Raw genomic sequence first — 25,219 nt, forward strand, 5'->3', positions numbered from 1 at the left:
GGACGGTCGGAATTTTAGCGGGAGTGTGAGGTTAACGTTATGAGCAAAAGGGATTATTATGAAGTGCTTGGCTTGGATAAAAGTGCTTCACCTGAAGAAATAAAGAAAGCCTATAGGAAATTAGCGCGACAATTTCACCCTGATGTCAATAAGGCCCCTGATGCCGAGGAAAAATTTAAAGAAGTGAAAGAAGCTTATGACATATTAAGTGATCCTTCGCAAAAACAAAGATATGACCAATTTGGCCATGCTGGAACTGATTCAGGTGCCGGAGGCTTTGGAGGTTTTGGCGGACAAGATTTTGGCGGTTTTGGGGATATTTTTGATATGTTCTTTGGTGGGAGTGGCAGAAGAAATCCGAATGCCCCAAGACAAGGTGCGGATTTGCAGTATACTCTCACTTTGGAGTTCAGAGACGCTATTTTTGGAAAAGAAATGGATATTGAAATTCCAAAAGAGATGGATTGTGATAAATGCCACGGAAGTGGGGCCGAACCAGGGACTAAGATAGATACTTGTCAGGTATGCCGAGGAAGCGGGCAGCAGGATCAGGTGGCTAATACACCGTTTGGTCGGGTGGTAAACAGGCGGACATGTACGGCCTGTGGTGGACGTGGAAAAATCATTAAGGTGAAATGTTCCGAATGTCACGGTGCAGGTGCAGTGAAGAAGCGCCGTAAAATCCATCTTAACATTCCGGCGGGTGTTGATGAGGGGGCGCAGCTACGCGTTACCGGGGAAGGGGAAGTCGGTGCGAACGGAGGCCCCCCTGGAGATTTATACGTTGTTTTGCGTGTGAAGAGACATGATTTCTTTGAACGAGATGGGAATGACATCTATTGCCAGGTACCAATCTCCTATAGTCAAGCTGCATTAGGAGATGAAATTGAAGTACCAACCTTGGATGGCAAAGTGAAATTAAAGGTTCCACCGGGAACCCAAACCGGGACATCCTTCAGATTGAGAGGCAAGGGCGTTCCGTATTTACGCCGCTCAGGACAAGGGGATCAGCATGTGAAAGTGGTGGTTCATACACCCACCAAAATGACTGAAAGACAAAAGGAATTACTCCGGGAATTTGCCGAAATTAATGGCAACAGGCCAGTGGAGGAAGAATCCTCCTTTTTTGAAAAGATGAAGCGGGCTTTCCGCGGGGAATAATAACCTTAACAAATGGGTCATGATGTTAGAATGGCGAAAATGAAGCGCGAAACGAACAAGCAAAAGGGGTCAGGAAATATGAAGTGGTCGGAAATTAGCATTCATACTAGTCAAGAGGCCGTCGAAGCGGTATCGAATATTCTCCATGAAGCAGGAGCAAGCGGTGTGGTGATTGAAGACCCAGAGATGCTGGTACGGGAATGGGATGGAACCTATGGAGAGGTGTATGAACTTTCTCCAGATGATTATCCAACGGAGGGTGTCATTTTAAAGGCCTACCTTCCCATTAACAGCTATTTAGGAGAATCAGTTGAGGAAATCAAGCAGGCTGTCAACAATCTAATTCTTTATGATATTCCGATTGGAGCAGGCGAGATTTCCCTGGCTGAAGTACATGAAGAGGAATGGGCAACCGCCTGGAAAAAGTATTATAAGCCCGTTCAAATTTCCGACCGAATTACAATCACACCCACCTGGGAAGAATACCTGCCGAAGAATCCTGCTGAATTGGTTATTGAATTGGATCCGGGTATGGCATTCGGGACCGGGACACATCCGACAACTGTTCTATGTATCCAGGCTTTAGAGGATTATGTTAAAGATGGAGATCGTATTATTGATGTGGGCTGTGGTTCAGGTGTATTAAGCATTGCCTCTGTTCTTCTAGGGGCAGAATCTGTGATGGCGCTTGACCTGGATGATATAGCCATACGAAGTACAAATATTAACACCAAATTAAATAAGGTATCGGACAAAATAAAAGCAAAACAAAATAATCTGCTTGAGGGGATCACAGGTCAAGCAGATTTGATCGTATCTAATATTTTGGCTGAAATTATTGTGCGATTTGTTGACGAAGCCTATCAGGGACTTGTGAATGGAGGGTACTTTATTACCTCGGGGATCATTTCCCAGAAGGAAGCAGAAGTGAAGAAGGCCCTTGAGAAGGCTGGTTTTGAAATTAATGAGGTGAGACATCTAGAAGATTGGGTGTCTATCGTTGCAAAAAAAGGGTAAATGGTGCGGTGAAAAAACATGCAAAGATACTTTGTACAGGTTAGTGATGTGGATGAGCAAAAACAAGCTGTCATGATAACCGGCGATGATGTGAGTCACATTGGAAAGGTGATGAGATTCTCCGAAGGGGACCGGATTATTTGTTGTGATGGTGTGGGGAATTGCTACTTGACTGCTATTAAGGAAATACAAAAGCATCAAGTATTATGCGCCATATTGGAAAGAATTCACGATGATCGTGAACTTCCGGTTCATGTTACAATTGCTCAAGGGCTACCCAAGGGAGACAAAATGGATCTCATCGTACAGAAGGCCACGGAATTGGGTGTACGTGCACTGATCCCCTTTACTTCGTCAAGAACCATTGTCCAACTAGATGACAAGAAACAAGTAAAAAGACTCGAACGTTGGAATAAGATTGCCAAGGAAGCTTCGGAGCAGTCCCATAGACAGTTTGTTCCAGAAATTTCAGGTGTGTTCTCTTGGAAACAGCTGTTAAAAATTGCTGACCAATACGATCTTGCCCTACTTGCCTTTGAAGGGGAAAGGGTAACATCGATGTATTCATATATGCAAAACCTAAAGGGAAGTCAAAGGATTCTTATCATAGTCGGACCAGAGGGTGGTTTTTCTGAAGAAGAAGTTGCAGAAGCAGAAGCGGCAGGTTTTAATTCCGTGATGCTGGGAAATCGGATTCTTCGCACAGAAACCGCAGCATTATATGCCTTATCTTGTATTTCTTACCAATTTGAACAAATCGGCGAATTAATGTAGTGAAAAAGTCGGCTTAAGGCCTACTAGGCTAAAGCTTGAAAGGAGAACGGATTATGCCAACAGTTGCCTTTCATACTCTTGGATGTAAAGTCAATCATTACGAAACTGAAGCAATCTGGCAGCTTTTCCGCGAAGGTGGCTACGAACAGATTTCGTTTGAGGATGAATCGGACGTCTATGTGATTAACACTTGCACGGTGACGAATACTGGTGATAAAAAAAGCCGGCAAGTGATTCGTCGTGCGGTTCGACGCAATCCTGAGGGGATCGTAGTCGTCATGGGATGTTATGCGCAAACTTCACCGTCTGAAGTCGCTAATATTCCAGGTGTGGATATCGTTTTAGGTACGCAAGGACGTGAAGAACTCTTAAACTTGATTGAGACCTACCGAAAAGATCGGATGCCCATTAATGCAGTTAAAAATATCATGAAAACAAGGGAATATGAAGAATTAGACGTTCCTGAGTTTACGGATCGAACAAGAGCCTCCCTTAAAATTCAGGAAGGTTGTAACAACTTCTGCACATTTTGTATTATACCCTGGGCACGCGGTTTAATGAGGAGTCGGAAACCGGAAAATGTTATGGAGCAAGCCAAGAAGTTAGTTGAATCAGGATATAAAGAGGTTGTTTTAACAGGTATTCACACAGGTGGCTATGGGGAGGACTTGGAACATTACAATCTTGCCAAACTTCTATGGGATTTGGATAAGGTAGAAGGTCTAGAGCGTGTGCGCATTTCCTCCATTGAAGCAAGCCAAATTTCAGATGAAGTTATAGAGGTATTGAATACTTCGAAAAAAATGTGTCGTCATCTGCATATTCCTTTACAAGCTGGGGATGACATCGTGTTAAAGCGGATGAGAAGAAAGTACACAGTTGAGGAGTACCGCCAAAAGATTGAACAAATCCGAAAAGCGATGCCAGGTGTTGCCATTACAACTGATGTCATTGTTGGCTTCCCAGGTGAAACAGATGAATTATTTGAAAATGGCTATCGGTTTATGGAAGAAATTCAATTTGCAGAGATGCATGTGTTCCCGTATTCCAAACGGACAGGGACCCCTGCAGCAAAATTTGCCGATCAAGTTCCAGAAGAAGTGAAGAACGATCGTGTTCACCGTTTAATCGAGCTCTCCAACCGCTTCTCGCTTGATTACTCTAAAAAATTTGTGGGACAAGTATTGGAGGTTATTCCGGAAAGCCTTTATACCGAGGGAAATAATGATGGAACAATGGTCTACGGATATTCCGATAATTACCTAAGGATTGCTTTTCATGGTTCAACCGAATTGATCGGTAAAATCTGCAAAGTAAGATTAGATGAACCTGGTGTTGAATATTGCCAAGGCACGTTCGTTCGCGAACTGGAGTCATCCTTGATTGAAAGTTAAGGCTACCGAGACCGGTGCCTTTTTTTTATCCTAAATTGGAGTCATCCTTGACACCGTCGAAAGATTACGGAAAACTTTTTCGTTTTCGGAGAGTTGCAAGGTGTACCCTAACCCAGTTATCCCTCGCATCCAATTTCCCATCGCAATTATCGCATATTCCTCCTGATATGGTAAAATATATGAAGAAAGTAGAGGACAAGGGTGCAGAAAAGGGTGAACCATAATGAAGGAAGTGTCTGCAGGCGGAGTTGTCTATAGAAGACAACCTAATCATGTTGAAATATTGATGATTGAAGATCGTTATATGAAGGTTTCTTTGCCGAAGGGAAAACAAGAATCTGAAGAAACAATTGAACAAACTGCTTTACGCGAGGTGAGAGAAGAAACAGGGATTGAGGGGGAGATTAGGGAACCCCTGGAAGTTATTTATTATCAGTACTATCACCCGCAAATGGGTCAAATAAATAAAGAGGTCCATTATTACCTGGTTGAAGCAACGGGCGGTGTACTCGTCCCGCAAATTGAAGAGATTAATAAAGTGCAGTGGATGGAGCCGACTAAGGCTTGGAAAATGCAACAGGAAAACGGATATGAAAATAATGATTCTGTTATTTCCAAGGCCTTTGATATCTTGGGTTTACCGAAGGAAGGATAGAATGAAAATTGAAATCCATTCTTTTATCGATCATACTTTCCTTAAACCCGATGCAATTAAAGCGGACATTGTGCGATTATGTAAAGAAGCCAAGACCTATCAATTTGCGTCAGTGTGCGTAAATCCGATTTGGGTTTCACTATGCTCCGAGATGTTGAAGGGAACGTCTGTGAAAGTAGCTGCGGTCGTTGGATTTCCCTTAGGAGCCACGACACCTGAAGCAAAAGCATTTGAAACGAAACAGGCAGTTCAACATGGTGCAAATGAAATTGACATGGTGATGAATATCGGCGCGTTAAAATCAGGTGATACTGAGTGGGTGTACAAAGATATTCTCGCGGTTGTACAAGCGGCAGGAGAAAATGTGAAAGTTAAAGTGATCTTGGAAACCGGTTTATTGTCCCTTGACCAAGTGGAAGATGCATGCCTTATTGCTGTTCGTGCAGGTGCCCACTTCGTAAAAACATCCACTGGATTTGGTGCGGGGGGAGCAACCATAGAGCATGTGCAATTGATGCGGAAAATGGTTGGCACAGATCGAGGGGTAAAGGCTTCTGGAGGAATACGCGATTTCAAGACAGCTGTAGAGATGATTGAAGCCGGTGCCAACCGAATTGGCACAAGTTCAGGCGTTACCATCGTCAAAGGTGAAGAAGTGAAAGGCGATTATTAAGGCGGAACGGGGATCCGTTATCTTGGCTTCCCCTTTTATTTCGGGACAAACCGGATCCACGTTCCGCCCATTGCCTCTACTGCCTTCTCTGCGGAATCAAAAACTCTATAAACGCTCCAAATTGTCTAGCAAAAGGAAGCACGGCCAAGGAACAGATGACATTAAAAATGGTTTGGGCATGGGCAACTTGGGCCGAAGGGTTATGAGTAATCATTGTTGCAGCTGAGGCCAGAATACTAATCAATGGAACGAAAAGAAGAACACCCACTAAATTTAAAATGATATGACTCCACGCTACACGCACTGCACTGATCGTCCCACCAAAGGAAGCGATCCAGGCGGTCATGCATGTCCCTACATTACTTCCTAAAACAATGGCAATTCCCATGGACAATGGGATAATTTGTTCACTTATAAAACTCATCGTAATGGCTGTGGTGGCGGTGCTGCTCTGTATGGCTGCAGTAATGGCAGTGCCAATTAAGACACCAATCACACTATTTTCAGAACCTAAATCAACAAGATAACGAAATATTCCTGTTTCCTGAATTGGATTTGCAATAAACTGCATACCTTCCATCCCAATAAAAATACAACCGAATCCTGCTAATGTTAATCCTAGGCAACGGAATGCATGCCATGGCAAGAACCAAAGGATTGCTCCTATGAGAAAAAGAGGCAAAGAATATTCATAAATATTCAGTGCAATAATCTGCGTGGTGATTGTTGTGCCGATGTTTGTCCCAAGAATAATGCCAATAGTCTGGGGGAAAGTCAGTAATCTTGCATTGGTCAGACCTATCGTTATAACACTGACCGCACTGCTGCTTTGCATGATCATGGTGATGACAGTACCCGTTAGGAACCCGTGAAACGGAGTTTTGGTAAAACGGGTGAGTATTTCTTTTAGTTTGTTAGCAGCCAGATTATTTAATCCAATATTCATTAATTGCATACCGAATAAAAAGATAGAAATCCCTACTGCAAAGGGAATAACGATTTCTTTCATGTGGACAACTCCTCAGGGCCGAAATGATGGGTAAAAGTGGATGTTATTAATAGGTATGAGCAGGTGAAGACAAGCATGACAAGCAAATGGAAATTCACGAGGATTTGCTTTTGATGACGGGTCTTACTGTGAAAGATTGGGCAAACTTATAAAGAAAACTTCCATCAGTAGGTGAAGCTCCTTCTCTGATGGTAGTTCACTTACCCTAGCATCTGTGGGCAGGTATTCCCAACTTTATTCCTTCGTACAAAAGGGATCTTCCTGTCCGTTGATGCCGAATCGCAGAGGTGATCTTATGAATCGTGCCATATTAACATCTATGGCAAGCGTTATGGTGGCACAGGCGCTAAAAATACCCTTTGACTATTTGAATACTGGGAAAATAAGTCTCAAGTCGGTTTTTACACCAGGCGGGATGCCTAGTTCTCATTCTTCAGGGGTTTCTTCGTTGGCTACTTTTATTGGATTGAAAAATGGTTTTCGTTCTCCGGAATTTGCCATTTCCTGTTTACTTGGTTTGATCGTTATGTACGATGCCTTCGGAGTACGTTACCATGCCGGACAGACAGCGATGGTGGTCAATGAATTGGAGGAATCAGTAGAAAAGCTTCGCGAAAAACATCCAGAAGTGAGCCATCATAGGAAAAAGCGAAAAGACTTAAAAGAAAGGCTGGGACATTTGCCTTCAGAAGTCGTTGCTGGTTCGCTTTTAGGAATTTCTTTGGGGGCTATCGGTTTTCTCATTTCACAGAAGAATTAATGGTAAAACCACAAAAAAAGTGGGAATACGACAACACCGATTGACATTTGCTTTTCCTTCCATATGGTAACTTAGAAATAGAACAATCAATGGAGGAAGGTGGATAGAAAGATGACAACAGAAAAGTCCTTGTTTATACCCGAAGCTAGAATTGGCAAGTACAAGCAGTCGCTGGCGGATATCCATAAATGGCAGGGAACTCATCGCAAACAAAATACGCCTTTCTTACAAATCTTAAAATGGTTAATGGGAAATTAATAAATTTGGACAAGTTCCCCCCTTTCCTTGCATAAGGTAGTAGTAAGGAGGGGGAACAAATGGCTGTCATTCTCAAGAAAATAAAGGGACAAAAGATTCAAAAGGGGAACCCAACTAACGATTGGAAGCATCTGGCCACATTAATAAAAATCATCCTGATTTTATTTGTCTTATTTAGTATCTTTCATTTTGTAATAAAGAAAAAGGTGGCCCATTTACCCATCCAAAATTCTTTTGTAACAGCTAGCGCCGAACAAAAAGATAATTCTGCTTCCGCAGGGAAGCTTTACACAGTTAGAAAAGGAGATACACTCTGGTCGATCGTCCTTAAACATTACCCCAAGGATAACCCCGCTAATCGAATTTCTGAGATTGAAACGTTAAACAATTTATCCAATGACCGTATCAAGCCAGGTCAACCACTTAAGCTTCCATAGGAAAAGGGACTACTAGTCCTTTTTTTTGTGTTTGTGTTATAGTGGGAATGTATTATGAAATAGTTTGGAACTGACCAGGTATTCGCCCATATACTGATAAGGAATGGATCAAAGCTCGGGGAGCAAGGAGAGGCAGGGACTTTTGAAATGGAACAAAAAACAAGATTAGGCATTATTTATGGCGGGAAATCAAGTGAACATGAAGTATCTTTAAGTACCGCATTAGCGATTATGAACGCTGTTGATAAAACACGATATGAAATAGTGCCTTACTATATACAATTAGATGGAACTTGGGTTCAAGGTAGGTCAGTCGTTGACCAATTATCTTCTGTAGAACAATTAAGATTCTCCGGAAGTTTTGATGCACAGCCCAATATTTTAAGGCTAAGAGAGTCGATTGACATTGCCTTTCCAGTCATTCATGGACCTAACGGAGAGGATGGCACTCTGCAAGGGTTATTGGAAATTGTTGATGTTCCTTACGTAGGAGCTGGAGTTTTGGGATCTGCAATGGGTATGGATAAAGTTGCTATGAAAAACGTATTCGGTGAAATGGGGATTGCTCAATGCCGTTACTTGTCGTTCTTTCGTCACGACCTGTTGGAGAGGATTGACAGCCTGATATCTGAAATTGAGAGTACATTGGGCTTCCCTTGCTTTGTAAAACCAGCAAATATGGGTTCAAGCGTAGGGATTTCAAAGGCCAAAGATCGCGATGGGCTAAAGGCTGCCATGGAATTTGCCGCCCAATTCGATCGGAAAATTATTATTGAAGAAAACGTCAACGGTAGGGAATTAGAAATCGGTGTGCTTGGAAATGAAGATTTAAAAACATCCGTCGTAGGAGAGATCAAATCAGGGAACGAATTCTACGATTACGAAGCAAAATACAAAAGCCAAAGCACAAAGCTGGATATTCCTGCGCAAATCCCTAGTCAGGTGGTAGAACAGATCAAAAAGATGGCCATTGCCGGTTTCCAAGCGTTGGATATTAGTGGATTAAGCCGAGTGGATTTTTTCTGGGATGAAGAGAAGGATCAGGTTTACTTAAACGAAATTAATACCTTGCCTGGCTTTACTCCTTTTAGTATGTACCCAATGCTTTTTCAGGAAGCTGGAATCAGTTACCCGGAATTGATCAATGAATTGGTCGATTTAGGGTTCAAGCGATACGAGGAACGGAAGCAGAATCGGATTGCAGCGGAAAAATTGGAATAGGAATTTAATGAGGATGAGAAGGGGGCAACCCCCTTATAGAATAGAAGCTGCCCAATTTTTGGGCAGCTTTTCTGTAAAATAGCGGAAAAATCTTTCGTTAACCCTTAATTAGTAAGAGAAGAAACGATTTCCTCCAACTTCATCCCTCTCGACCCCTTAAAAAGAAGCGCATATTCCGGTGTAAGGAATTGTTGCAAAAATTCAGCAGCCTGCTCCTTTTTCTCAAAGTGCCGTGCGGGAACGCCGACGAGTTCCGAAATATAACGCGAATGATCACCTACCGTTACGACCATCTGAAAAGAATTACTTAGGGTATTAATGTGTTCTCCCACGCCACGATGAAAATCAATACTTTGTTCTCCAAGTTCAAACATATCTCCCAAAACCAACACTTTTCTCAAATGAGGTAATATCCCGCTAAAGGTAGTGATAGAGCTTTTCATCGAAGTGGGGCTAGCGTTGTAAGCATCGTTAATCATAACGGTTTGACCAGAGTGTTTGACCAATTCAAATCGCATAGGGGAAATCGTAAGCGTTGTTAAGGAATTAGCGATTTCCTCCGAATTATAGCCTAATTGGTTTGCAATAAAAATCCCTGGCAGGGTATTCGAAACATTATGTAATCCAAACATCGGGATTGTGCATGTAAAAGAACTTTTGCCAATATGGACTTTATATAAGGTTCCACGATCTGTTGTTTGGATTTCTGATGCGTAAATGTCAGCAGATTCCCCTGTACGAAAAAAGTAAGCCTTTCCTGGATACAGATCACGTAGGTTGACAACATATGGATTATCACCATTCAAGATGGCAAATCCATTGGGAGAGGTATGTGGAAGCAGTTCTCCTTTAGCTTTGGCGATGTTTTCTTTTGATCCTAAGTACTCGATATGGGCATCGGTCACATTGACGATGACACTGATATCAGGTTTCGCAATGGAGGCGAGAAAATCAATTTCACCGGCGTGATTCATCCCCATCTCCAATACAGCTATTTCGTGATCCGGTCCAATTTGCAGTAGGGAAAGAGGCACACCCAAATGGTTATTGTAATTTTTATAGGTTTTAAATGTCTTTTTCTTGGATTCTAAAATATGTGCGATCATATCTTTTGTTGTAGTTTTTCCGTTGCTTCCCGTGACGGCAATGATTGGAATTTGCAATTTGGAGCGGTAAAACTTTGCGATATTTGCAAAACCCATCGCAGTGTCTTCAACGACGACGTAAGCCATACCCTCTTGTTGTGGAATTTGTGTGATGTCGGAAATTAGGGCCGCTATTGCGCCATTTTCCTTTGCTGTCTGTAAAAAGTCATGTCCATCACGGGCACCGCCTGTTAAAGCAATGAACATCGATTGGCTGCTTAACATTCTTGTATCAAAGTGAAAGGTGTCAATCTTTAAAGAAGGCTGCCCCGCTACTAATCTGCCACCGGTAGCCTGACAGATTTCAGCTAATGTCAACATTGTGTATTCCTCCAATCCTTCCTATACCGTTCCATGCTATCACTAAGATTACGGGAACAGCAAGATAATTATACCAAGGATGGGAGGAGGATGAAGAAGGAAAAAAATAAATGTCGATGTTGACCGGGAACTACAGGTGTAATATAATAGACGTTGACAGTTCTCTGATAGGGTTGTCTTAATGGTTAATGCGGAGGGAGGGAAAGCAATGTCTGAAGTTCGTGTTCGTAAAAATGAATCTCTTGATGCCGCTCTTCGCCGCTTTAAGCGTGAAACAGGTAAGGCTGGTATTCTAGCTGAACTGAAAAAGCGTAGGCATTATGAAAAACCTAGTGTTGCACGTAAGAAGAAATCCGAAGCTGCTCGTAAGCGTAAGTTTTAGGAGGATTGGTTGAAAGATGAGTCTAGTTGAAACACTTACCGGTGATATGAAGCAAGCAATGAAGGATAAGGATAAGCTCAAACTCTCCGTCATCCGCATGGTGAAGTCTTCAATTAAGAATGAAGAAATTAACCAAGGTAAGGAGCTTTCCGAAGACCAAGTGCTAGCTTTGTTAAACCGTGAGTTGAAGCAAAGACGCGATTCCCTCCAAGAATTTGAAAAGGCGGGCAGAGAAGATCTGGCCGAGCAATCACGAGCTGAGATGGAAGTTCTGTTGGCCTACTTGCCGAAGCAGCTTGAAGAATCTGAGATTCGTCAGATTGTCCAGGAAACGATTGAGCAGGTGGGGGCAGCTTCTAAGAAGGATCTTGGAAAAGTGATGGGTGCCTTAATGCCAAAGGTAAGAGGTAAGGCAGACGGATCCCTAGTCAACAGAATTGTTCAGGAATTGCTTCCTTAGAACATAGGTGAACACCCTGTACTCCATAGAGTGCAGGGTGTTTTTATATTTTTTTTTGAAACTAATTGTTTCTATTATACGTAAGAAAAGAGTAGGAGGATGGAAATAATGTTATTCAATAACAGAGAAAGGAGGTCGTAGAGTGAGGGGAATTCTTGACTTTAAAAGAGTCCTTTTTCTTTCCATTGCATTTATTTTTTTCGTGCTTCCCACTCTTGGTACTGCTGAGAATGAAAAAGTCGTGTATCTTGTGCCTGTGGAACAATCAATCGAGCAAGGGCTTTTCAAATTCATGGAAAGAGCCTTTCAGGAAGCGGAACAATATGAAGCAGATGCTATTTTCCTGAAAATAAACACACCAGGTGGCGAGGTTCAGGCGGCGAACGAGATTGGCCAATTGATCAGAAGCGAGAAGATTCCGGTTATTGCTTACGTCGAGAATGAGGCTTTTTCAGCAGGTACATATATTGCGCTGAATGCGGATCAGATTATTATGACTCCGGGAAGTGCGATCGGATCTGCTGCCCCTATTGATCTTGCTGGGAATATGGCGGAAAAAAAGGTGCAGTCCGCTTGGACGAAAAAGATGGTGAGTGCAGCAGAAATGAACCAGCGTGACCCTCAGATTGCAGCTGCTATGGTCGATCCTAAGATCGAAATCGAAGGTATCACAATGAAGGGAGAGATCCTTTCTCTGGATTCCAAAATGGCGGAGCAACTTGGCTATGCTGAGGCGGTCGTACCATCTTTGGAAAAGGCGCTAGAAGAGACTGGATTTAATGACGCTACGGTGATTTCCATTGAATCAACGATGGGTGAAAAGGTAGCAAGGTTTGTTACCAACCCGTTTATTATGCCGCTCTTATTGACGTTAGGTCTTGTTGGGATTGCTGTTGAACTTTTTATCCCTGGCTTTGGGCTGCCAGGAGTGATTGGAATCTTGTCCTTTGCACTCTATTTCTTCGGTCATTATATTGCCGGGTTTGCTAATTTCCTGCATATTATCCTCTTCGTTGTCGGAATCCTTTTATTATTTATTGAAGTGGTAATTCCGGGCTTTGGTATTTTCGGCGGATTGGGTATTGTGTCTATACTCTCGGGAATAGTGATGGCAGCTTATGATACTTCATCGGGCTGGTTATCGCTTGGAATTGCGATTGTTGTAACCATCGTTGTGATGATTTTTGTGGTGAAATACTTTGGCTATAAAGGGGTCTGGAATAAATTTATTCTAAAAGACCAACAGAAAAATGAAGAAGGATATCGCGCAGCAAAAGTGCAAATCGATTTGGCAGGTAAAATAGGAGAAGCCATCACACCGCTCCGTCCAGCTGGGACGATAGAGATTGAAGGAAACCTAGTTGATGTAGTAACAGAAGGGGGTTTTGTGGAGAAGGGTAAACCTGTGATCGTCCTTCGCGTAGAAGGCTCAAGGGTAGTCGTAAGGGAAAAAAGATAAGGGAGTGAAAGTGAATGGATGGTTCAATTATTTCGTTATTTTTGTTAGTGGCTTTGGCTGTGATCGTCATTTCCGTATTTTTTACATTCGTCCCAGTAATGCTGTGGATTTCCGCCATAGCTTCCGGTGTGTCGATTGGTATTTTCACCTTGGTTGGGATGAGACTTCGTCGGGTTATCCCGTCAAGGATCGTTAATCCATTAATCAAAGCGCGAAAGGCGGGGTTGGAGGTTACCTCCAATCAACTAGAAAGCCACTATTTGGCTGGAGGGAATGTTGACCGTGTCATCGATGCCTTGATTGCTGCAGAACGCGCGAATATTGATTTGTTGTTCGAACGGGCAGCGGCCATTGATTTGGCTGGACGGGATGTTCTTGAAGCTGTTCAAATGAGCGTAAATCCAAAGGTGATTGAAACGCCGTTTGTCTCTGCTGTAGCACGCGATGGGATTGAGTTGAAGGTAAAAGCAAGAGTAACCGTACGTGCAAACATCGAAAGACTAGTCGGGGGAGCGGGTGAAGAGACGATCATTGCCCGCGTCGGGGAAGGGATTGTCACCTCCGTTGGTTCGTCTAACAGTCACAAGGAAGTACTCGAAAATCCCGATAAGATTTCTAAAACGGTTTTAAACAAAGGATTGGATTCGGGGACTGCCTTCGAAATTTTATCGATTGATATTGCTGACGTTGATGTAGGTCGCAACATTGGAGCGAATTTACAGATTGAACAGGCAGAAGCCGACAAACAAATTTCCCAAGCCCGTGCCGAAGAACGGCGTGCAATGGCGGTAGCATTCGAACAGGAAATGAAGGCTAGGGTTCAGGAAATGCAGGCGAAAGTGGTGGAGGCGGAAGCAGAAGTGCCACAAGCTATGGCTGAAGCTTTGCGTTCAGGAAAAATCGGTGTGATGGATTATTTAAATATGAAAAATATTGATGCAGATACGTTGATGAGGGAATCATTTGGCCAACAGGTGGAAAAGGGTAAAAACCAACCGCCTGAGCAAAAGTAGGTAGGTTGATATGGATTTTTTGTTTGATTTGATTTTCGGGAACTTTTGGATCCTTATTCTGCTCTTTTGGCTGTTTCGCTCCCTCGGACGGGGAAAGGGAGAAGGCCAGCCGAATAGGAGGGAGCAGCGCCAACGGAAGTATCAGTATCCCCCATTAACACCAACAACGATGTCTGAGGGATGGGAGATGGAATCTCCACCTGTTAGGCAGGTGAAAAAGACTTCTAGACCGATTATGGTGGAAGAAGTGGCGCAGGAGCCTGTTGAGGAAAAGGTGCATCACAGCAGGAGAGAGAAAGTTGTTTCGCAGCCCACTGCTCATCAAACACCTGTATCACAGCCTATTCCTTCACCTGTGGAAGGCATGATGTGGAGCCAAGTTTTTGGCCCCCCACGCTCGAAGTTACCGCATCATACAGAAAGAAAAAATCGAAGATGAAATAAGGAGGGTGGGTCCGGGTGGACCCACCCTTTTGTGTGTTCGGCAGCACAAGATAGGCTGATGAGTAGGCAAATCCGCCAACTAATCGGACGAGCGTGTTCCATATGATCAGGCCCGGATTCGGACACGCTGACATGATTTACACCTCCCCCCTGTCGGAATCATCGTGAAAATTCCCCCATCCCTAAATCAATCCCAACAGTCTCCTACTAATCCCAATTCATAAATGAAAAGGACGGAGCATAAATCTGAAGTAGTAAAGTCTTTGTTTCAGAGCTTTTTTTAATATGCGACAGTCCAATCGGATGTGGAAGGGGGAACATTGGCCCGAATGAAAAATATATGGGGACGCCATCTGCGAAAAATTGCAGCAAAAATATTGGATCTCCCAGCCGATGTGACGATGGAAATGCCCAGGATTACAATGATTGGGCAAATTCATATGTACATAGAAAATCATCGTGGAGTTTTGCAATTCAGTGATAAAGAACTCCGTTTACTTTTAACAAAGGGGCAGCTTTTGGTACGAGGTGAAAAATTGGTCATCCGGGCGATCCTTTCAGAGGAAGTATTAATTGAAGGAAAGGTAAGTGGGGTGCAGTTTATAGAATAGATGGGTCAGATTGATAGCAAAAAATCAAAACGAACAGGCCCTTCTTCGGTCACTCCGAAGAGGGCAAAGGTTGATGGATAAAGGGGGACAACCATTTATGCAGCATCGATGGATCAAGTGGTTTAACGGTTACCTGGTGATTATGATAAAAGGAAAACGGGTTGAACGATTAATTAATTTAGCCCTGCATAAGAAGATAGAGATTTGGCAGATTTCAAGATTTGATGAGCAACGAGGAAGGATGTCTATTCAGCTAATAGATTTTTTTCGACTAAAACCTTTGCTAAAGGAAACAGGATGCCGCACAAGAATTATTAGCAAACATGGCTTTCCTTTCCTCCTTACAAAGTTAAGAAAGAGATATGCTTTTGTTGGGGGATTTTTGGCGTTTTTGTGCATGTTATTCGTTCTATCGAATGTAATTTGGTCTGTGGAGGTTGTGGGAACGGAGAAAATCCCCAAATCTCAAGTGCTAGAAATGGCTAAACAAGTTGGCATCCAGGAAGGGAAGCTCAGCCTTTTTTTGGACGACCCTGACAAGATTAAAGCAAGGCTTATGGAAAAAATACCCGATGCTTCCTGGATCGGTTTTCGCATGAATGGCACGAAGGCGGAAATCCGGGTGGTTGAAAAGATTATTCCCGAGGAAAAGCAAGTCCTTGGTCCACAGCATATCGTTGCAAAAAAATCAGCTGTTATTCATGATATTTTCACCACACACGGCAAACAAATGGTGCGGCCAAATGATTTTGTCAAGAAGGGGGATCTATTAATTTCCGGGTTAATCGGCAAGGAGGAAAGCCCGGTTGCTGTAGCAGCAAAGGGAGTCGTGGAAGGGGAAGTATGGTACGAAACCGAAGCAGTCATTCCACGATTGAAGAAACAGGCCATCTATACAGGGGAAAAACATCGTAATATTTATTTGAGGTTATGGGGCTACGAATTAAAAATCTGGGGGTTTGGAGAACTTGCCATCAGCAAATATGAAATAGAAGAAGAAAACCATATGCTCCACTGGCGTGATAAACAATTCCCAGTAGGAATCAAAGTCGAAGACTTATTAGAATGTGAATTTAAGCAGATTAAGATTAGTACAGAAGAAGCGGTTGCCACAGCGAAGGAAGCAGTTAAACAAGATGTTCTGGCAAAAATGAAAACGGGTGGATATATCAAAGAGGAAAAAGTTTTGCACCAACGAGAAGAGAATGATAAAGTTTATATAAAGATGCATATCATTGCCATTGAAGATATTGCATTAGAGAAACCTATAATTATACAACAAGGAGATTGAGGTTTTTGCCAGTTCAAGAGGATACAGTAAAAGTTCGACTAAAAGACGCAGCAACTGCCATAACTCTTTTCGGCCCACAGGATGCTTACCTCAAAAAAATAGAAGAAGCTACACCTGCGAAAATCACTGCCAGGAGTGAGGAAATTACGATTTCCGGTGATCCGGAGGAAATTTCCTTATTGCGAAGATTGTTTGAGGTTCTTGCTTTATTAATCAGCCGTGGGATCCAGCTAGCAGAACGGGATATTACCTATGCAATTGATTTGGCAAGACGTGGAACTCTTGATGAATTGCTGGAACTATATGACGAGCAAATTGCCGTTACAGCCAAAGGCAAACCGATTCGGGCGAAAACATTAGGCCAGCGGCATTACGTAACGAAGATTCAAAGAAATGATATAGTCTTTGGGATCGGACCTGCAGGAACCGGGAAAACTTACCTAGCTGTCGTGCTTGCGGTTGCCGCGATGAAGAGCGGGACGGTAAAGAAGATTGTACTGACCCGTCCAGCCGTTGAGGCAGGAGAAAACCTGGGATTCCTTCCTGGAGATTTGCAGGAGAAGGTAGACCCTTACTTACGTCCATTATATGACGCCTTAAATGATGTATTGGGAATGGAAACAGTCAACCGTTTCATGGAGCGAGGAACGATTGAAGTTGCGCCACTGGCCTATATGCGAGGGAGAACGCTTGATGATTCCTTCGTCATTTTGGATGAAGCCCAGAATACAACACCAGAACAAATGAAAATGTTTTTGACACGTTTAGGATTTGGCTCCAAAATGGTAATTACAGGGGATGTTACGCAGATTGATCTGCCAAAAGGGAAACGCTCCGGTCTGAAAGACGCAGAAAAAGTATTGGCCAATATCCCTGGAATTTCTTTAGTTTATATGTCAGAACTAGACGTAGTAAGGCATCCTTTAGTTCACAAAATTATTAGAGCTTATGGAACGGCAGAAGCGGATAACCAGAAATAAGGATATCCCAAACAACGAAACCTGGAATTTTTCCAAAGGAGTTGCTTACAGTGAAACTAAGGCTATTCCGAGGATTTAGACATATTCCGGAAACCTGGAATTCAAGTTTACTGATTCGATTTATCCTTTTTATGTTGATGGCCCTAGGTCTTTATTTTTATCTGGTTGAAAGTGTTGTTCCTAAAACTTATGATTTACAGAAAAATACGATTAGCAATGTGACCGTTGCCGCCCCTATGGAAGTTGAGGATACGGAGGCGACGGCTATTTTGCGGGAAGAGGCAAAAGGGTCGATCAGTCCTGTGTATCAAATGCAGGAAGATATAACGAAGAACCAATTAAAGGTTCTCGACCATATCTATCGGAAAATTGCGGAAGTACGCATAGCCTCTGATCAAAATATGGAAGAACAGAATGAAGGAAACGGTCTGACCCCTCCGGTCATCCTAGGAGAACCCAATCAGGCAATGATTACCCATTTAAGGGATAATATTCCTTATCAATTCACCGATGAAACCTACCGCACAATGCTAAAACAGTCCCCAGAAGCCTTGGCGACGATGAAGACAATTTCCAGTAATATCTTGAGTACAGTAATGCTGGATGGCGTTAGGATGAATGAGGGGATGGGGGAAGCGCAGAAAAAGGTGTCTGAACTGCTTGCTACAAGCGATTTGGAAATAAAGGCGCGGGAAGCCATAAAAGAAATTGTTTCCTCAGCTATTGTACCGAATATTGTGTTCGATGAGGAGGCAACAGAACAGGCCAAAGAAACTGCCTTTCGTTCCGTGAAGCCGGTAAAGATTTATAAAGGTGAAATCCTTGTTGGAGAAGGCGAATATATTACAGATGAAATTTATCGGAAATTAGGGATTGCCGGTTTATTGACGCATCATCCTAATTATTCTCCTTATTTCGGGTTAGGCCTACTAGTTCTTTTGATCACTTTGTTCTTTTATCATTATATTTCTCACAGCTCATTGGAAATGGCCAGAAACAACAAACAGCTGCTGATGTTCCTCGTGATTATTTTGCTTAATCTGTTAACGATGAAAATAATCGGGTTAGGTCAAGATTTAGGTTATATGTTTTCGGGTTTCCTCGTTCCTGCAGCGTTTGGAAGCATGTTAATTACGTTGTTTTTGGATCTCCGCTTGGCCTTGTTTTCAGGGGGGATGTTTGCCATTGCGGCAGGTTTTATCTTTAATGCTGATAGTGCTACTTTTTTCGATTACCGATACGCATTTGTTGTTTTGGCAAGCACTATTGCAGGGGCTTATTCTTTAAGAAAACCCACACAGCGAAGAAATATTCTAGCTTCTGGCTTAATTGTAGTTGCTGCCAATCTGGCAGTGATCTCAGCCGTATATATGCTTTTTTATTCCTTTAACTGGTCTGATTTAGGTAAACTGTATGGGTTTGGTGTGATTAACGGGTTGCTGTCTGCTGTTTTAACGATTGGTTTCATTCCGTTTTTTGAGTCAGCTTTTGGTATTCTCTCAACAATGAAGTTAATTGAGTTGTCTAATCCAAACCATCCGTTATTGCGAAGACTGCTAATGGAAACACCGGGAACTTATCATCACAGTATTATGGTCGCTAATCTATCTGAAGCCTCCTCTGAGGCAATTGGCGCAAACGGGTTGCTCTCACGCGTAGGTTCTTATTATCACGACGTAGGGAAAATGAAGCGGCCGCATTTCTTTATTGAAAACGTCGTTGGCCGTGAGAACCCCCACGACCGAATCGCGCCAAGTTTAAGCCGCACAATTATCATTGCCCATCCGTATGATGGGGCGAAAATGTTAGAAGAATATAATATTCCTAAGGCGATTCGTGATATTGCTGAACAGCACCATGGAACCACTTTGCTCAAGTTCTTCTATCATAAGGCATGCAAGGAATCCGACAGTTTGATCCCGGAGTCGGACTATCGCTATCCCGGTCCCAAAGCGCAAACCAAAGAGGCAGCAATCGTAGGAATTTGCGATAGTGTAGAGGCGGCAGTCCGCTCCTTGGCTAAGCCTACACCAGACAAAATCGAAGGGCTTGTACGGAAAATTGTGAAGGATCGATTAGATGACGGCCAGTTAAATGAATGTGATTTAACTCTGCATGAATTGGAGATCATTACACGTACGATCTGTGAAACTCTACAGGGGATTTTTCACAACCGTATTGAATATCCGGAAGAGATCGAGGTGAAACAGGCTTGAGTATTCAGGTGGAAATTCTTAATGAGCAAAAGGATGAGATTGCACCAACAATGATTGAGATGTTGAAGCAATTATTACAGAAGGGCGCGGAAATGGAGAAGGTAGAAGAGAAAGAAGTTGTCGTTACCCTTGTGGACAATGAACAAATTAAACAGCTTAATCGTGAGTTTCGAAATCTGGATAAACCAACAGACGTCCTATCTTTTCCTCTTGATGAAGAAGACAGCCTTGGTGACATCATTATTTCTATACCAAGGGCAAAAGAACAGGCAACCGAGTATGGCCATTCCTTTGAAAGAGAATTAGGTTTTTTAACGATCCATGGCTTTCTTCATCTGCTTGGTTACGACCATCATACCGAAGAGGAAGAGAAAGAAATGTTTGGGAAGCAGGAAAAAATTCTTAGCGAATATGGATTAAGCAGATGAATCGCCTGATCCGCAGTTTTGGACATGCTATAGAAGGTATTGTTTATACAGTGAAGACCCAGCGAAACATGCAAATTCATATCGGGGCAGCTTTGTTGGTTCTCTTTATGGGTTGGCTTCTTCAGATTTCTTGGAGCGATGTTTTACTGGTCTTTTTTTCTATCTTTTTAGTTTTTATTTTGGAAATGGTCAATACAGCCATAGAAGCGACAGTAGACCTCGTGACAGGTGAATTTCACCCGCTAGCCAAAACCGCAAAAGATGTGGCTGCGGGTGCCGTTCTGTTAGCTGCCATATTGGCTGTCATAGTAGGATTCTATGTTTTTCTTGAACCGTTATTAGTTTTACTTAATTAAGGAGGATCGGATGGAGAACGAGAAACTAATGGAACTTGCAAAAGAAGCAAGGGAGAGCGCATATGTCCCTTATTCCCATTTTAAAGTCGGGGCAGCCTTGCTAACGGAAACTGGAAAGGTAATAACTGGATTTAACATTGAAAACGCGGCATATAGTCTTTGTAATTGTGCAGAGCGTACAGCTATCTTTTCAGCTTATGCCCAAGGGATAAGAGGGTTTAAAAAACTTGCTGTCATTGCCGATACACCCACTCCAGTGACGCCTTGTGGAGCCTGCCGTCAAGTATTGGTTGAACTTTGTCCGGCAAACTTGGAAGTTATAATGGGCAATCTAAAAGGAGAACAATTAGTCAAAACAGTATCAGAATTGCTGCCGGGTGCATTCAGTCAGGAGGATCTTAGGTGAATAAAACAGGCTATAAATCAGGATTTGTCGCCCTCATTGGGCGGCCGAATGTAGGGAAGTCCACGTTGATGAATCAAATCATTGGACAAAAGATTGCCATCATGTCGGACAAGCCACAAACGACAAGAAATAAAATCAGAGCCGTCTATACAAGTGAACAAGGACAAATTATCTTCCTTGATACCCCTGGAGTTCATAAGCCGAAATCAAAATTAGGGGAGTTTATGAACACGACTGTGGAGAATACACTGAATGAAGTGGATTTAATTCTGTTCTTAGTGGATGCCTCTGAAAAGTTGGGACCTGGTGATCGATTTATCATTGAAAAACTGGAAAAGTCGAAAACTCCTGTTTTCTTGGTGATTAATAAAATTGACAAGGTTCATCCAGAAACCTTGTTGCCTTTTATAGAGGAATACCGAAAGCTTTATGATTTTAAAGAAATTATTCCAGTTTCCGCTCTCCAGGGAAACAATGTACATACCCTGATGGAACAAATCTTGGAATTGCTCCCGCAAGGTCCACAGTACTATCCTCCAGGACAAGTAACGGATTCCCCTGAGCAGTTTGTTATCTCAGAATTGATTCGGGAAAAGGTTTTACATTTGACACGGGAAGAAGTTCCCCATTCCATTGCGGTTGCGATTGAACATATGGCAAAAAAGGAAGACAGTCAAGCTGTATATATTTATGCTGCCATCTATGCTGAAAAGGAATCACAGAAGGGAATCCTTGTTGGAAAAGGCGGGTCAATGCTTAAAGAAATTGGAAAAAGAGCGCGACACGATATCGAACGATTACTGGGAACAAGAATCTTTTTGGAATTACGCGTAAAAGTAAAGAAGGACTGGAGAAACCAGGATCGGCTTTTGCGTAATTTTGGGTTTAACGAGGATTTTTAAACTGTGTTGGAAAAAATTCCTAGGGATAGGTAATGGGAATAGGGCCAATCTAATGATACAGACGAAACTAAGGGGGAATTCCCTCCCTTTACTCGTCAACTGCCCTTGAGGATGGATCATTTATAGGCAATCCAGATTCAATTTCTCCCGAAAGGATGATGCGGCATGCAAAATTTGTCTTGGACCTTTTTTAGCGCAACCGGAAACATCGACGCTTATCTCCTCTACAAAGATTTTGAAAGAATGACAAATAGAGTGGATGAGCCCGAATTATCCATCGAATCGGAGGAAAGTGAAGGGTAAAGAAAAGGATGAGGCCCTGGAAACGGGGGATCAGTGTTAGGGAAAACAGAAGGAATTATATTACGCACCGTTGATTACGGGGAAGGAAACAAGATATTAACGGTACTCACGAAAGAAATGGGCAAGGTAGGGATGATGGCACGCGGAGCTAGAAAGTTGAAGAGCCGACTTTCTGCAGTTTCACAACCCTTTATCCTGGCCCATTTTGTCTTTCAAATTGGGTCGGGGATGGGAAGTATATCACAGGCGGAAATTATCAATGCCTTTCCTAAGATTCGGCAGGATCTGTATCGAACGGCATATACTGCCTATTTACTTGAATTAACCGATCGTTTTACAGAAGAACGTCGGCGAAGTCTAATTCTCTATGAATTACTGTTAGACCTTTTAAACCAGATGGAACACGGCAAGGATCCGGAAATACTGGCAAGAATTTTTGAGCTTAAAATTCTTGCTATGAATGGTTATAAACCTTATATAGAAGGCTGTTCCACATGTCATACTGGTGTCTCACCCTGGTTTTTTAGTATCAGGGAAGGCGGATTGTTGTGTTCAAATTGTCGCTCTAAAGATCCACACGCCATCGTCCTGGGGGAAAGTGTTCCACGCTTACTGCAGCTTTTTCTTCATGTTAATGTTTCGCAGGTAGGGAATATTAAAGTTAAAGAAATTACTAAACGACAGTTGGAAAGAGTCTTGCATTTGTTCATGGATGAATATTCCGGGATCCGTCTTAAATCTCGGAATTTCCTACAGCAACTAACTCAAATGCAGGAAATAATCCCCCGAAAGGAGATGGATCATGGAGACGAACCACGTTCATCATCAGAAGAATGAAGACTGGATTGAAGAATTGTTGCCAGGTGAAGAAGATACCAGTCATACTGGGTATTCTACCTTTTATGCAACGGGACAAGAGGTCTGGAACTTGGTCAGGGAGATCCTGGGGAAAGCGAATATTGTAAAAATCACGGTTTTTCATGGAGAGAAAGAGATGGTTTCCATCCCCATTGTTTATGGGGGAGTGATGGCTGCCTTATTCCCTTTTCTGTCCATCTTTTCCATGATTTCCTTACTTGCTTTAAATTGTAAAGTGGTTGTGGCAAAGCGAACGGCTTAATCTTAAAGTGATCCAGCGATCTCCCTTTCAAGAAGGGAGATTTTTTCTTTTTAGGCCCTGTAGGAAAGTTTTTTTTGCTCCAACGATAAGTTTAAACAGTTTCCTACTGGATAAGTGCAACTAATGCTGCCGCCAACCTACTTGATCCGAAGTATATCAAGTAGGTTGGCGGCAGCAAAGTTTTCTTTACCGCATAGGAAAGTATAGGCCTCTTCGAATCGACATCCCTATCGGCATGAAAAGCCTCCTTTAATGAGGGATACTTCTTCTTCGAAAAGGCTTCGAAAAAAGCTTTTCTTAAAAGCTTTTATTGAAATGTTACATACTATATAATTAAATGATATATAGTATACTTTTTGATCGGTAAGGGCGGTGAATATCATCGAACTGACGAAACGCCAAGATATCATTCTAGAAATAGTTAAAAACGAGGGTCCAATTACAGGGGAACAGATCGCCGAAAAACTTAACCTGACACGGGCAACGCTGCGGCCAGATCTTGCGATCTTAACAATGGCGGGGTATTTAGATGCCAGGCCAAGGGTGGGATACTTTTATTCAGGAAAAAGCGGCCCACAGTTATTGGGCGATCTGGCAAGAAAGAAACTGGTGAAGGACTTCAAGGCATTACCTGTAATTATCAAGGAATCTTCATCCGTTTATGATGCCGTTTGTACACTTTTTCTTGAAGATGTGGGAACCCTTTATGTATCAAACGACCAAGGCCACCTGGCCGGTGTTGTTTCCCGAAAGGACTTATTGAGGGCCATGCTGGGGAAACAGAAAATTGAGGACATCCCGGTGAACATCATTATGTCCCGGATGCCGAATATTGTAGTTTGTTTTCTCGAAGACAGCATTTACGAAGTTGCCAAAAAGCTCATTAATAACCAGATTGATTCAATCCCTGTTGTTCGCGAGGTGAAAGCAGGCGATAGACAAGCCTATGAGATTATCGGCAGGGTAACGAAAACAACAGTGACCAAGGCTTTCGTAGAAATTGCAGGCGACCAGCCCGTCTAACCCCTCACGGATGATATACGAAAAGGAGGAATGCACTATTTTCAAAAAAGATGCCATTCATGATCCTGTTATTTATATTGTTTCTGATTCGGTTGGGGAAACGGCTGAAGTTGTGGTCAAAGCGGCGGCCAGCCAGTTTGACGGACAGCCCATTGAGATTCGGAAATTCCCCTATGTGGAAGATGAAGGAACAATTAATGAACTTGTGTTAGCTGCAAAAGAAAGTGAAGCGGTGATTGCTTTAACATTGGTGATCCCCAAATTACGGGACCATCTTAAGGCTGTCGCCAAGGAACATGGGGTTACTGTAATTGATATTATGACCCCAATGATCCAAGCAATGGAACAAATCTCTAGGAAACAACCCAAAAACCAGCCGGGATTAATGCGACAATTAGACGAGGAATACTTTAAGAAGGTTGAGGCAATAGAATTTGCTGTGAAGTACGATGACGGGCGTGACCCAAGAGGATTGCTGCGGGCAGACGTTGTATTGATCGGAGTATCCCGAACATCGAAGACTCCCTTATCGATGTATCTGGCTAACCGCCGTTTGAAAGTGGCCAATGTACCGCTAGTTCCAGAGGTGGAACCACCTGAAGAGCTTTTCATGGTCCCAGCTAAAAAATGTGTGGGGTTAACAATTTCCCCAGATCAATTGAATGTAATTAGAAGGGAAAGATTAAAGGCCCTTGGCCTTACTTCTCAGGCAAACTATGCAAGTCTCGAAAGAATTATGCACGAATTGGAGTATTCCGAAAAAATTATGAAGCGGATCAACTGTCCAGTAATCAACGTTTCAAACAAGGCAGTGGAAGAAACCGCGAATCTTATTTTGGGAATTATCAAAAATAGGGGATCGTAAATAAGAAAAGTTCTCGATAAACGTTCGAGAACTTTTTGTATTACAGAAGTTTTTTTTCCATAGAAGGAAAAAATAAAAAAATATCGTATATATTATGTTAGAAAGTAAATAAATCATATTATAACATATTTTTTT

The 25,219-nt window shown here is 42.6% G+C and carries 30 protein-coding genes; 28 read left to right on the plus strand and 2 right to left on the minus strand.

What is annotated here, in order from left to right:
- Positions 1-39 precede the first annotated feature (39 nt).
- The 6 genes from dnaJ (at position 40) to deoC (ending at position 5,674) form a co-directional block, all read left to right on the plus strand.
- A complete protein-coding gene (gene dnaJ / locus J2Z37_RS02445; protein ID WP_209808535.1) occupies positions 40-1,161 on the plus strand; it encodes a molecular chaperone DnaJ in 1,122 nt (373 codons plus the stop codon).
- A gap of 78 nt (positions 1,162-1,239) precedes the next feature.
- A complete protein-coding gene (prmA, locus tag J2Z37_RS02450; protein WP_209808907.1) occupies positions 1,240-2,178 on the plus strand; it encodes a 50S ribosomal protein L11 methyltransferase in 939 nt (312 codons plus the stop codon).
- Positions 2,179-2,196: 18 nt separating this feature from the next.
- Positions 2,197-2,952 (plus strand): 16S rRNA (uracil(1498)-N(3))-methyltransferase, encoded by a 756-nt coding sequence (locus J2Z37_RS02455; RefSeq protein WP_209808537.1) that lies wholly within the window; start codon positions 2,197-2,199, stop codon positions 2,950-2,952.
- Positions 2,953-3,005: 53 nt separating this feature from the next.
- Positions 3,006-4,346 (plus strand): tRNA (N(6)-L-threonylcarbamoyladenosine(37)-C(2))-methylthiotransferase MtaB, encoded by a 1,341-nt coding sequence (gene mtaB, locus J2Z37_RS02460; RefSeq protein ID WP_209808539.1) that lies wholly within the window; start codon positions 3,006-3,008, stop codon positions 4,344-4,346.
- Positions 4,347-4,569: 223 nt separating this feature from the next.
- Positions 4,570-5,001, plus strand: coding sequence for an NUDIX hydrolase (locus tag J2Z37_RS02465; RefSeq protein ID WP_209808541.1), 432 nt, complete (start codon positions 4,570-4,572; stop codon positions 4,999-5,001).
- A 1-nt stretch (position 5,002) separates the two neighbouring features.
- On the plus strand, positions 5,003-5,674 hold the full coding sequence (gene deoC, locus J2Z37_RS02470) for a deoxyribose-phosphate aldolase (protein ID WP_209808543.1): 672 nt from the start codon (positions 5,003-5,005) through the stop codon (positions 5,672-5,674).
- A 76-nt stretch (positions 5,675-5,750) separates the two neighbouring features.
- Here the strand turns inward: deoC and J2Z37_RS02475 are convergent, their stop codons facing one another.
- Positions 5,751-6,683: a Na/Pi symporter gene (locus J2Z37_RS02475; protein WP_209808545.1), complete on the minus strand. Its 933-nt coding sequence runs from the start codon at positions 6,681-6,683 to the stop codon at positions 5,751-5,753.
- A 295-nt stretch (positions 6,684-6,978) separates the two neighbouring features.
- Between J2Z37_RS02475 and J2Z37_RS02480 the strand changes: the two genes are divergently transcribed.
- From J2Z37_RS02480 to J2Z37_RS02495, 4 genes are all read left to right on the plus strand, one after another.
- Positions 6,979-7,443 (plus strand): divergent PAP2 family protein, encoded by a 465-nt coding sequence (locus tag J2Z37_RS02480; RefSeq protein ID WP_209808547.1) that lies wholly within the window; start codon positions 6,979-6,981, stop codon positions 7,441-7,443.
- A 111-nt stretch (positions 7,444-7,554) separates the two neighbouring features.
- Positions 7,555-7,701 (plus strand): hypothetical protein, encoded by a 147-nt coding sequence (locus J2Z37_RS02485; RefSeq protein WP_209808549.1) that lies wholly within the window; start codon positions 7,555-7,557, stop codon positions 7,699-7,701.
- A gap of 59 nt (positions 7,702-7,760) precedes the next feature.
- Positions 7,761-8,138, plus strand: a complete 378-nt coding sequence (locus J2Z37_RS02490) for a LysM peptidoglycan-binding domain-containing protein (protein ID WP_209808551.1) — start codon at positions 7,761-7,763, stop codon at positions 8,136-8,138.
- A 147-nt stretch (positions 8,139-8,285) separates the two neighbouring features.
- The gene (locus J2Z37_RS02495) at positions 8,286-9,359 is read left to right on the plus strand and encodes a D-alanine--D-alanine ligase (protein ID WP_209808553.1); all 1,074 of its coding nucleotides are present in this window, start codon (positions 8,286-8,288) and stop codon (positions 9,357-9,359) included.
- A gap of 104 nt (positions 9,360-9,463) precedes the next feature.
- Here J2Z37_RS02495 and J2Z37_RS02500 read toward each other — a convergent pair whose 3' ends face one another.
- Positions 9,464-10,825, minus strand: a complete 1,362-nt coding sequence (locus J2Z37_RS02500) for a UDP-N-acetylmuramoyl-tripeptide--D-alanyl-D-alanine ligase (protein ID WP_209808555.1) — start codon at positions 10,823-10,825, stop codon at positions 9,464-9,466.
- A gap of 208 nt (positions 10,826-11,033) precedes the next feature.
- Between J2Z37_RS02500 and rpsU the strand changes: the two genes are divergently transcribed.
- The 18 genes from rpsU (at position 11,034) to J2Z37_RS02590 (ending at position 25,084) form a co-directional block, all read left to right on the plus strand.
- Positions 11,034-11,207: a 30S ribosomal protein S21 gene (rpsU, locus tag J2Z37_RS02505; RefSeq protein ID WP_209808557.1), complete on the plus strand. Its 174-nt coding sequence runs from the start codon at positions 11,034-11,036 to the stop codon at positions 11,205-11,207.
- 16 nt (positions 11,208-11,223) lie between these two features.
- Entirely contained in the window at positions 11,224-11,667 is a 444-nt protein-coding gene (locus tag J2Z37_RS02510) for a GatB/YqeY domain-containing protein (RefSeq protein WP_209808559.1), read from the plus strand.
- 142 nt (positions 11,668-11,809) lie between these two features.
- Positions 11,810-13,126, plus strand: a complete 1,317-nt coding sequence (locus tag J2Z37_RS02515; protein ID WP_209808561.1) for an NfeD family protein — start codon at positions 11,810-11,812, stop codon at positions 13,124-13,126.
- 14 nt (positions 13,127-13,140) lie between these two features.
- Positions 13,141-14,139 (plus strand): flotillin-like protein FloA, encoded by a 999-nt coding sequence (floA, locus tag J2Z37_RS02520; protein WP_209808563.1) that lies wholly within the window; start codon positions 13,141-13,143, stop codon positions 14,137-14,139.
- Positions 14,140-14,149: 10 nt separating this feature from the next.
- Positions 14,150-14,578, plus strand: coding sequence for a hypothetical protein (locus J2Z37_RS02525; RefSeq protein ID WP_209808565.1), 429 nt, complete (start codon positions 14,150-14,152; stop codon positions 14,576-14,578).
- A 334-nt stretch (positions 14,579-14,912) separates the two neighbouring features.
- Positions 14,913-15,194 carry a sporulation protein YqfC gene (yqfC, locus tag J2Z37_RS02530; RefSeq protein ID WP_209808567.1) on the plus strand — a complete coding sequence of 94 codons (282 nt, stop codon included), beginning with the start codon at positions 14,913-14,915 and terminating at the stop codon, positions 15,192-15,194.
- Between the two features lie 97 nt (positions 15,195-15,291).
- Positions 15,292-16,485, plus strand: a complete 1,194-nt coding sequence (gene yqfD / locus J2Z37_RS02535; protein ID WP_209808569.1) for a sporulation protein YqfD — start codon at positions 15,292-15,294, stop codon at positions 16,483-16,485.
- Between the two features lie 5 nt (positions 16,486-16,490).
- A complete protein-coding gene (locus tag J2Z37_RS02540; protein ID WP_209808571.1) occupies positions 16,491-17,465 on the plus strand; it encodes a PhoH family protein in 975 nt (324 codons plus the stop codon).
- Positions 17,466-17,515: 50 nt separating this feature from the next.
- Complete coding sequence (locus tag J2Z37_RS02545; RefSeq protein ID WP_209808573.1) at positions 17,516-19,681, plus strand: HD family phosphohydrolase; 2,166 nt, start codon at positions 17,516-17,518, stop codon at positions 19,679-19,681.
- Entirely contained in the window at positions 19,678-20,109 is a 432-nt protein-coding gene (gene ybeY, locus J2Z37_RS02550; protein WP_209808575.1) for an rRNA maturation RNase YbeY, read from the plus strand. The genes J2Z37_RS02545 and ybeY overlap by 4 nt, the downstream gene beginning before the upstream one ends.
- On the plus strand, positions 20,097-20,465 hold the full coding sequence (locus J2Z37_RS02555) for a diacylglycerol kinase family protein (protein WP_342453777.1): 369 nt from the start codon (positions 20,097-20,099) through the stop codon (positions 20,463-20,465). The genes ybeY and J2Z37_RS02555 overlap by 13 nt, the downstream gene beginning before the upstream one ends.
- Positions 20,466-20,475: 10 nt before the next feature.
- The gene (locus J2Z37_RS02560) at positions 20,476-20,871 is read left to right on the plus strand and encodes a cytidine deaminase (protein ID WP_209808579.1); all 396 of its coding nucleotides are present in this window, start codon (positions 20,476-20,478) and stop codon (positions 20,869-20,871) included.
- The gene (era, locus tag J2Z37_RS02565; RefSeq protein ID WP_209808581.1) at positions 20,868-21,773 is read left to right on the plus strand and encodes a GTPase Era; all 906 of its coding nucleotides are present in this window, start codon (positions 20,868-20,870) and stop codon (positions 21,771-21,773) included. Before J2Z37_RS02560 ends, era begins: the two co-directional genes overlap by 4 nt.
- A gap of 165 nt (positions 21,774-21,938) precedes the next feature.
- The gene (locus J2Z37_RS02570; protein WP_209808582.1) at positions 21,939-22,076 is read left to right on the plus strand and encodes a YqzL family protein; all 138 of its coding nucleotides are present in this window, start codon (positions 21,939-21,941) and stop codon (positions 22,074-22,076) included.
- A gap of 33 nt (positions 22,077-22,109) precedes the next feature.
- Positions 22,110-22,913: a DNA repair protein RecO gene (gene recO / locus J2Z37_RS02575; protein ID WP_209808583.1), complete on the plus strand. Its 804-nt coding sequence runs from the start codon at positions 22,110-22,112 to the stop codon at positions 22,911-22,913.
- Positions 22,879-23,196, plus strand: a complete 318-nt coding sequence (locus tag J2Z37_RS02580; protein WP_209808584.1) for a DUF4342 domain-containing protein — start codon at positions 22,879-22,881, stop codon at positions 23,194-23,196. Before recO ends, J2Z37_RS02580 begins: the two co-directional genes overlap by 35 nt.
- Positions 23,197-23,568: 372 nt before the next feature.
- Positions 23,569-24,219, plus strand: coding sequence for a transcriptional regulator CcpN (gene ccpN / locus J2Z37_RS02585; RefSeq protein ID WP_209808585.1), 651 nt, complete (start codon positions 23,569-23,571; stop codon positions 24,217-24,219).
- A 10-nt stretch (positions 24,220-24,229) separates the two neighbouring features.
- A complete protein-coding gene (locus J2Z37_RS02590) occupies positions 24,230-25,084 on the plus strand; it encodes a pyruvate, water dikinase regulatory protein (protein ID WP_209808586.1) in 855 nt (284 codons plus the stop codon).
- The last annotated feature ends 135 nt before the right edge of the window (positions 25,085-25,219 follow it).

Source organism: Ammoniphilus resinae, assembly GCF_017873965.1.
In the GTDB taxonomy this organism is placed as follows: Bacteria; Bacillota; Bacilli; order Aneurinibacillales; family RAOX-1; genus Ammoniphilus_A; species Ammoniphilus_A resinae.

Coding starts and splice junctions, on each gene's coding strand:
- dnaJ (WP_209808535.1), top strand. CDS start 40: ATGAGCAAAAGGGATTATTATGAAGTGCTTGGCTTGGATAAAAGTGCT.
- prmA (WP_209808907.1), top strand. CDS start 1,240: ATGAAGTGGTCGGAAATTAGCATTCATACTAGTCAAGAGGCCGTCGAA.
- J2Z37_RS02455 (WP_209808537.1), top strand. CDS start 2,197: ATGCAAAGATACTTTGTACAGGTTAGTGATGTGGATGAGCAAAAACAA.
- mtaB (WP_209808539.1), top strand. CDS start 3,006: ATGCCAACAGTTGCCTTTCATACTCTTGGATGTAAAGTCAATCATTAC.
- J2Z37_RS02465 (WP_209808541.1), top strand. CDS start 4,570: ATGAAGGAAGTGTCTGCAGGCGGAGTTGTCTATAGAAGACAACCTAAT.
- deoC (WP_209808543.1), top strand. CDS start 5,003: ATGAAAATTGAAATCCATTCTTTTATCGATCATACTTTCCTTAAACCC.
- J2Z37_RS02475 (WP_209808545.1), bottom strand. CDS start 6,683: ATGAAAGAAATCGTTATTCCCTTTGCAGTAGGGATTTCTATCTTTTTA.
- J2Z37_RS02480 (WP_209808547.1), top strand. CDS start 6,979: ATGAATCGTGCCATATTAACATCTATGGCAAGCGTTATGGTGGCACAG.
- J2Z37_RS02485 (WP_209808549.1), top strand. CDS start 7,555: ATGACAACAGAAAAGTCCTTGTTTATACCCGAAGCTAGAATTGGCAAG.
- J2Z37_RS02490 (WP_209808551.1), top strand. CDS start 7,761: ATGGCTGTCATTCTCAAGAAAATAAAGGGACAAAAGATTCAAAAGGGG.
- J2Z37_RS02495 (WP_209808553.1), top strand. CDS start 8,286: ATGGAACAAAAAACAAGATTAGGCATTATTTATGGCGGGAAATCAAGT.
- J2Z37_RS02500 (WP_209808555.1), bottom strand. CDS start 10,825: ATGTTGACATTAGCTGAAATCTGTCAGGCTACCGGTGGCAGATTAGTA.
- rpsU (WP_209808557.1), top strand. CDS start 11,034: ATGTCTGAAGTTCGTGTTCGTAAAAATGAATCTCTTGATGCCGCTCTT.
- J2Z37_RS02510 (WP_209808559.1), top strand. CDS start 11,224: ATGAGTCTAGTTGAAACACTTACCGGTGATATGAAGCAAGCAATGAAG.
- floA (WP_209808563.1), top strand. CDS start 13,141: ATGGATGGTTCAATTATTTCGTTATTTTTGTTAGTGGCTTTGGCTGTG.
- J2Z37_RS02525 (WP_209808565.1), top strand. CDS start 14,150: ATGGATTTTTTGTTTGATTTGATTTTCGGGAACTTTTGGATCCTTATT.
- yqfC (WP_209808567.1), top strand. CDS start 14,913: ATGAAAAATATATGGGGACGCCATCTGCGAAAAATTGCAGCAAAAATA.
- yqfD (WP_209808569.1), top strand. CDS start 15,292: ATGCAGCATCGATGGATCAAGTGGTTTAACGGTTACCTGGTGATTATG.
- J2Z37_RS02560 (WP_209808579.1), top strand. CDS start 20,476: ATGGAGAACGAGAAACTAATGGAACTTGCAAAAGAAGCAAGGGAGAGC.
- J2Z37_RS02570 (WP_209808582.1), top strand. CDS start 21,939: ATGCAAAATTTGTCTTGGACCTTTTTTAGCGCAACCGGAAACATCGAC.
- J2Z37_RS02580 (WP_209808584.1), top strand. CDS start 22,879: ATGGAGACGAACCACGTTCATCATCAGAAGAATGAAGACTGGATTGAA.
- J2Z37_RS02590 (WP_209808586.1), top strand. CDS start 24,230: ATGATATACGAAAAGGAGGAATGCACTATTTTCAAAAAAGATGCCATT.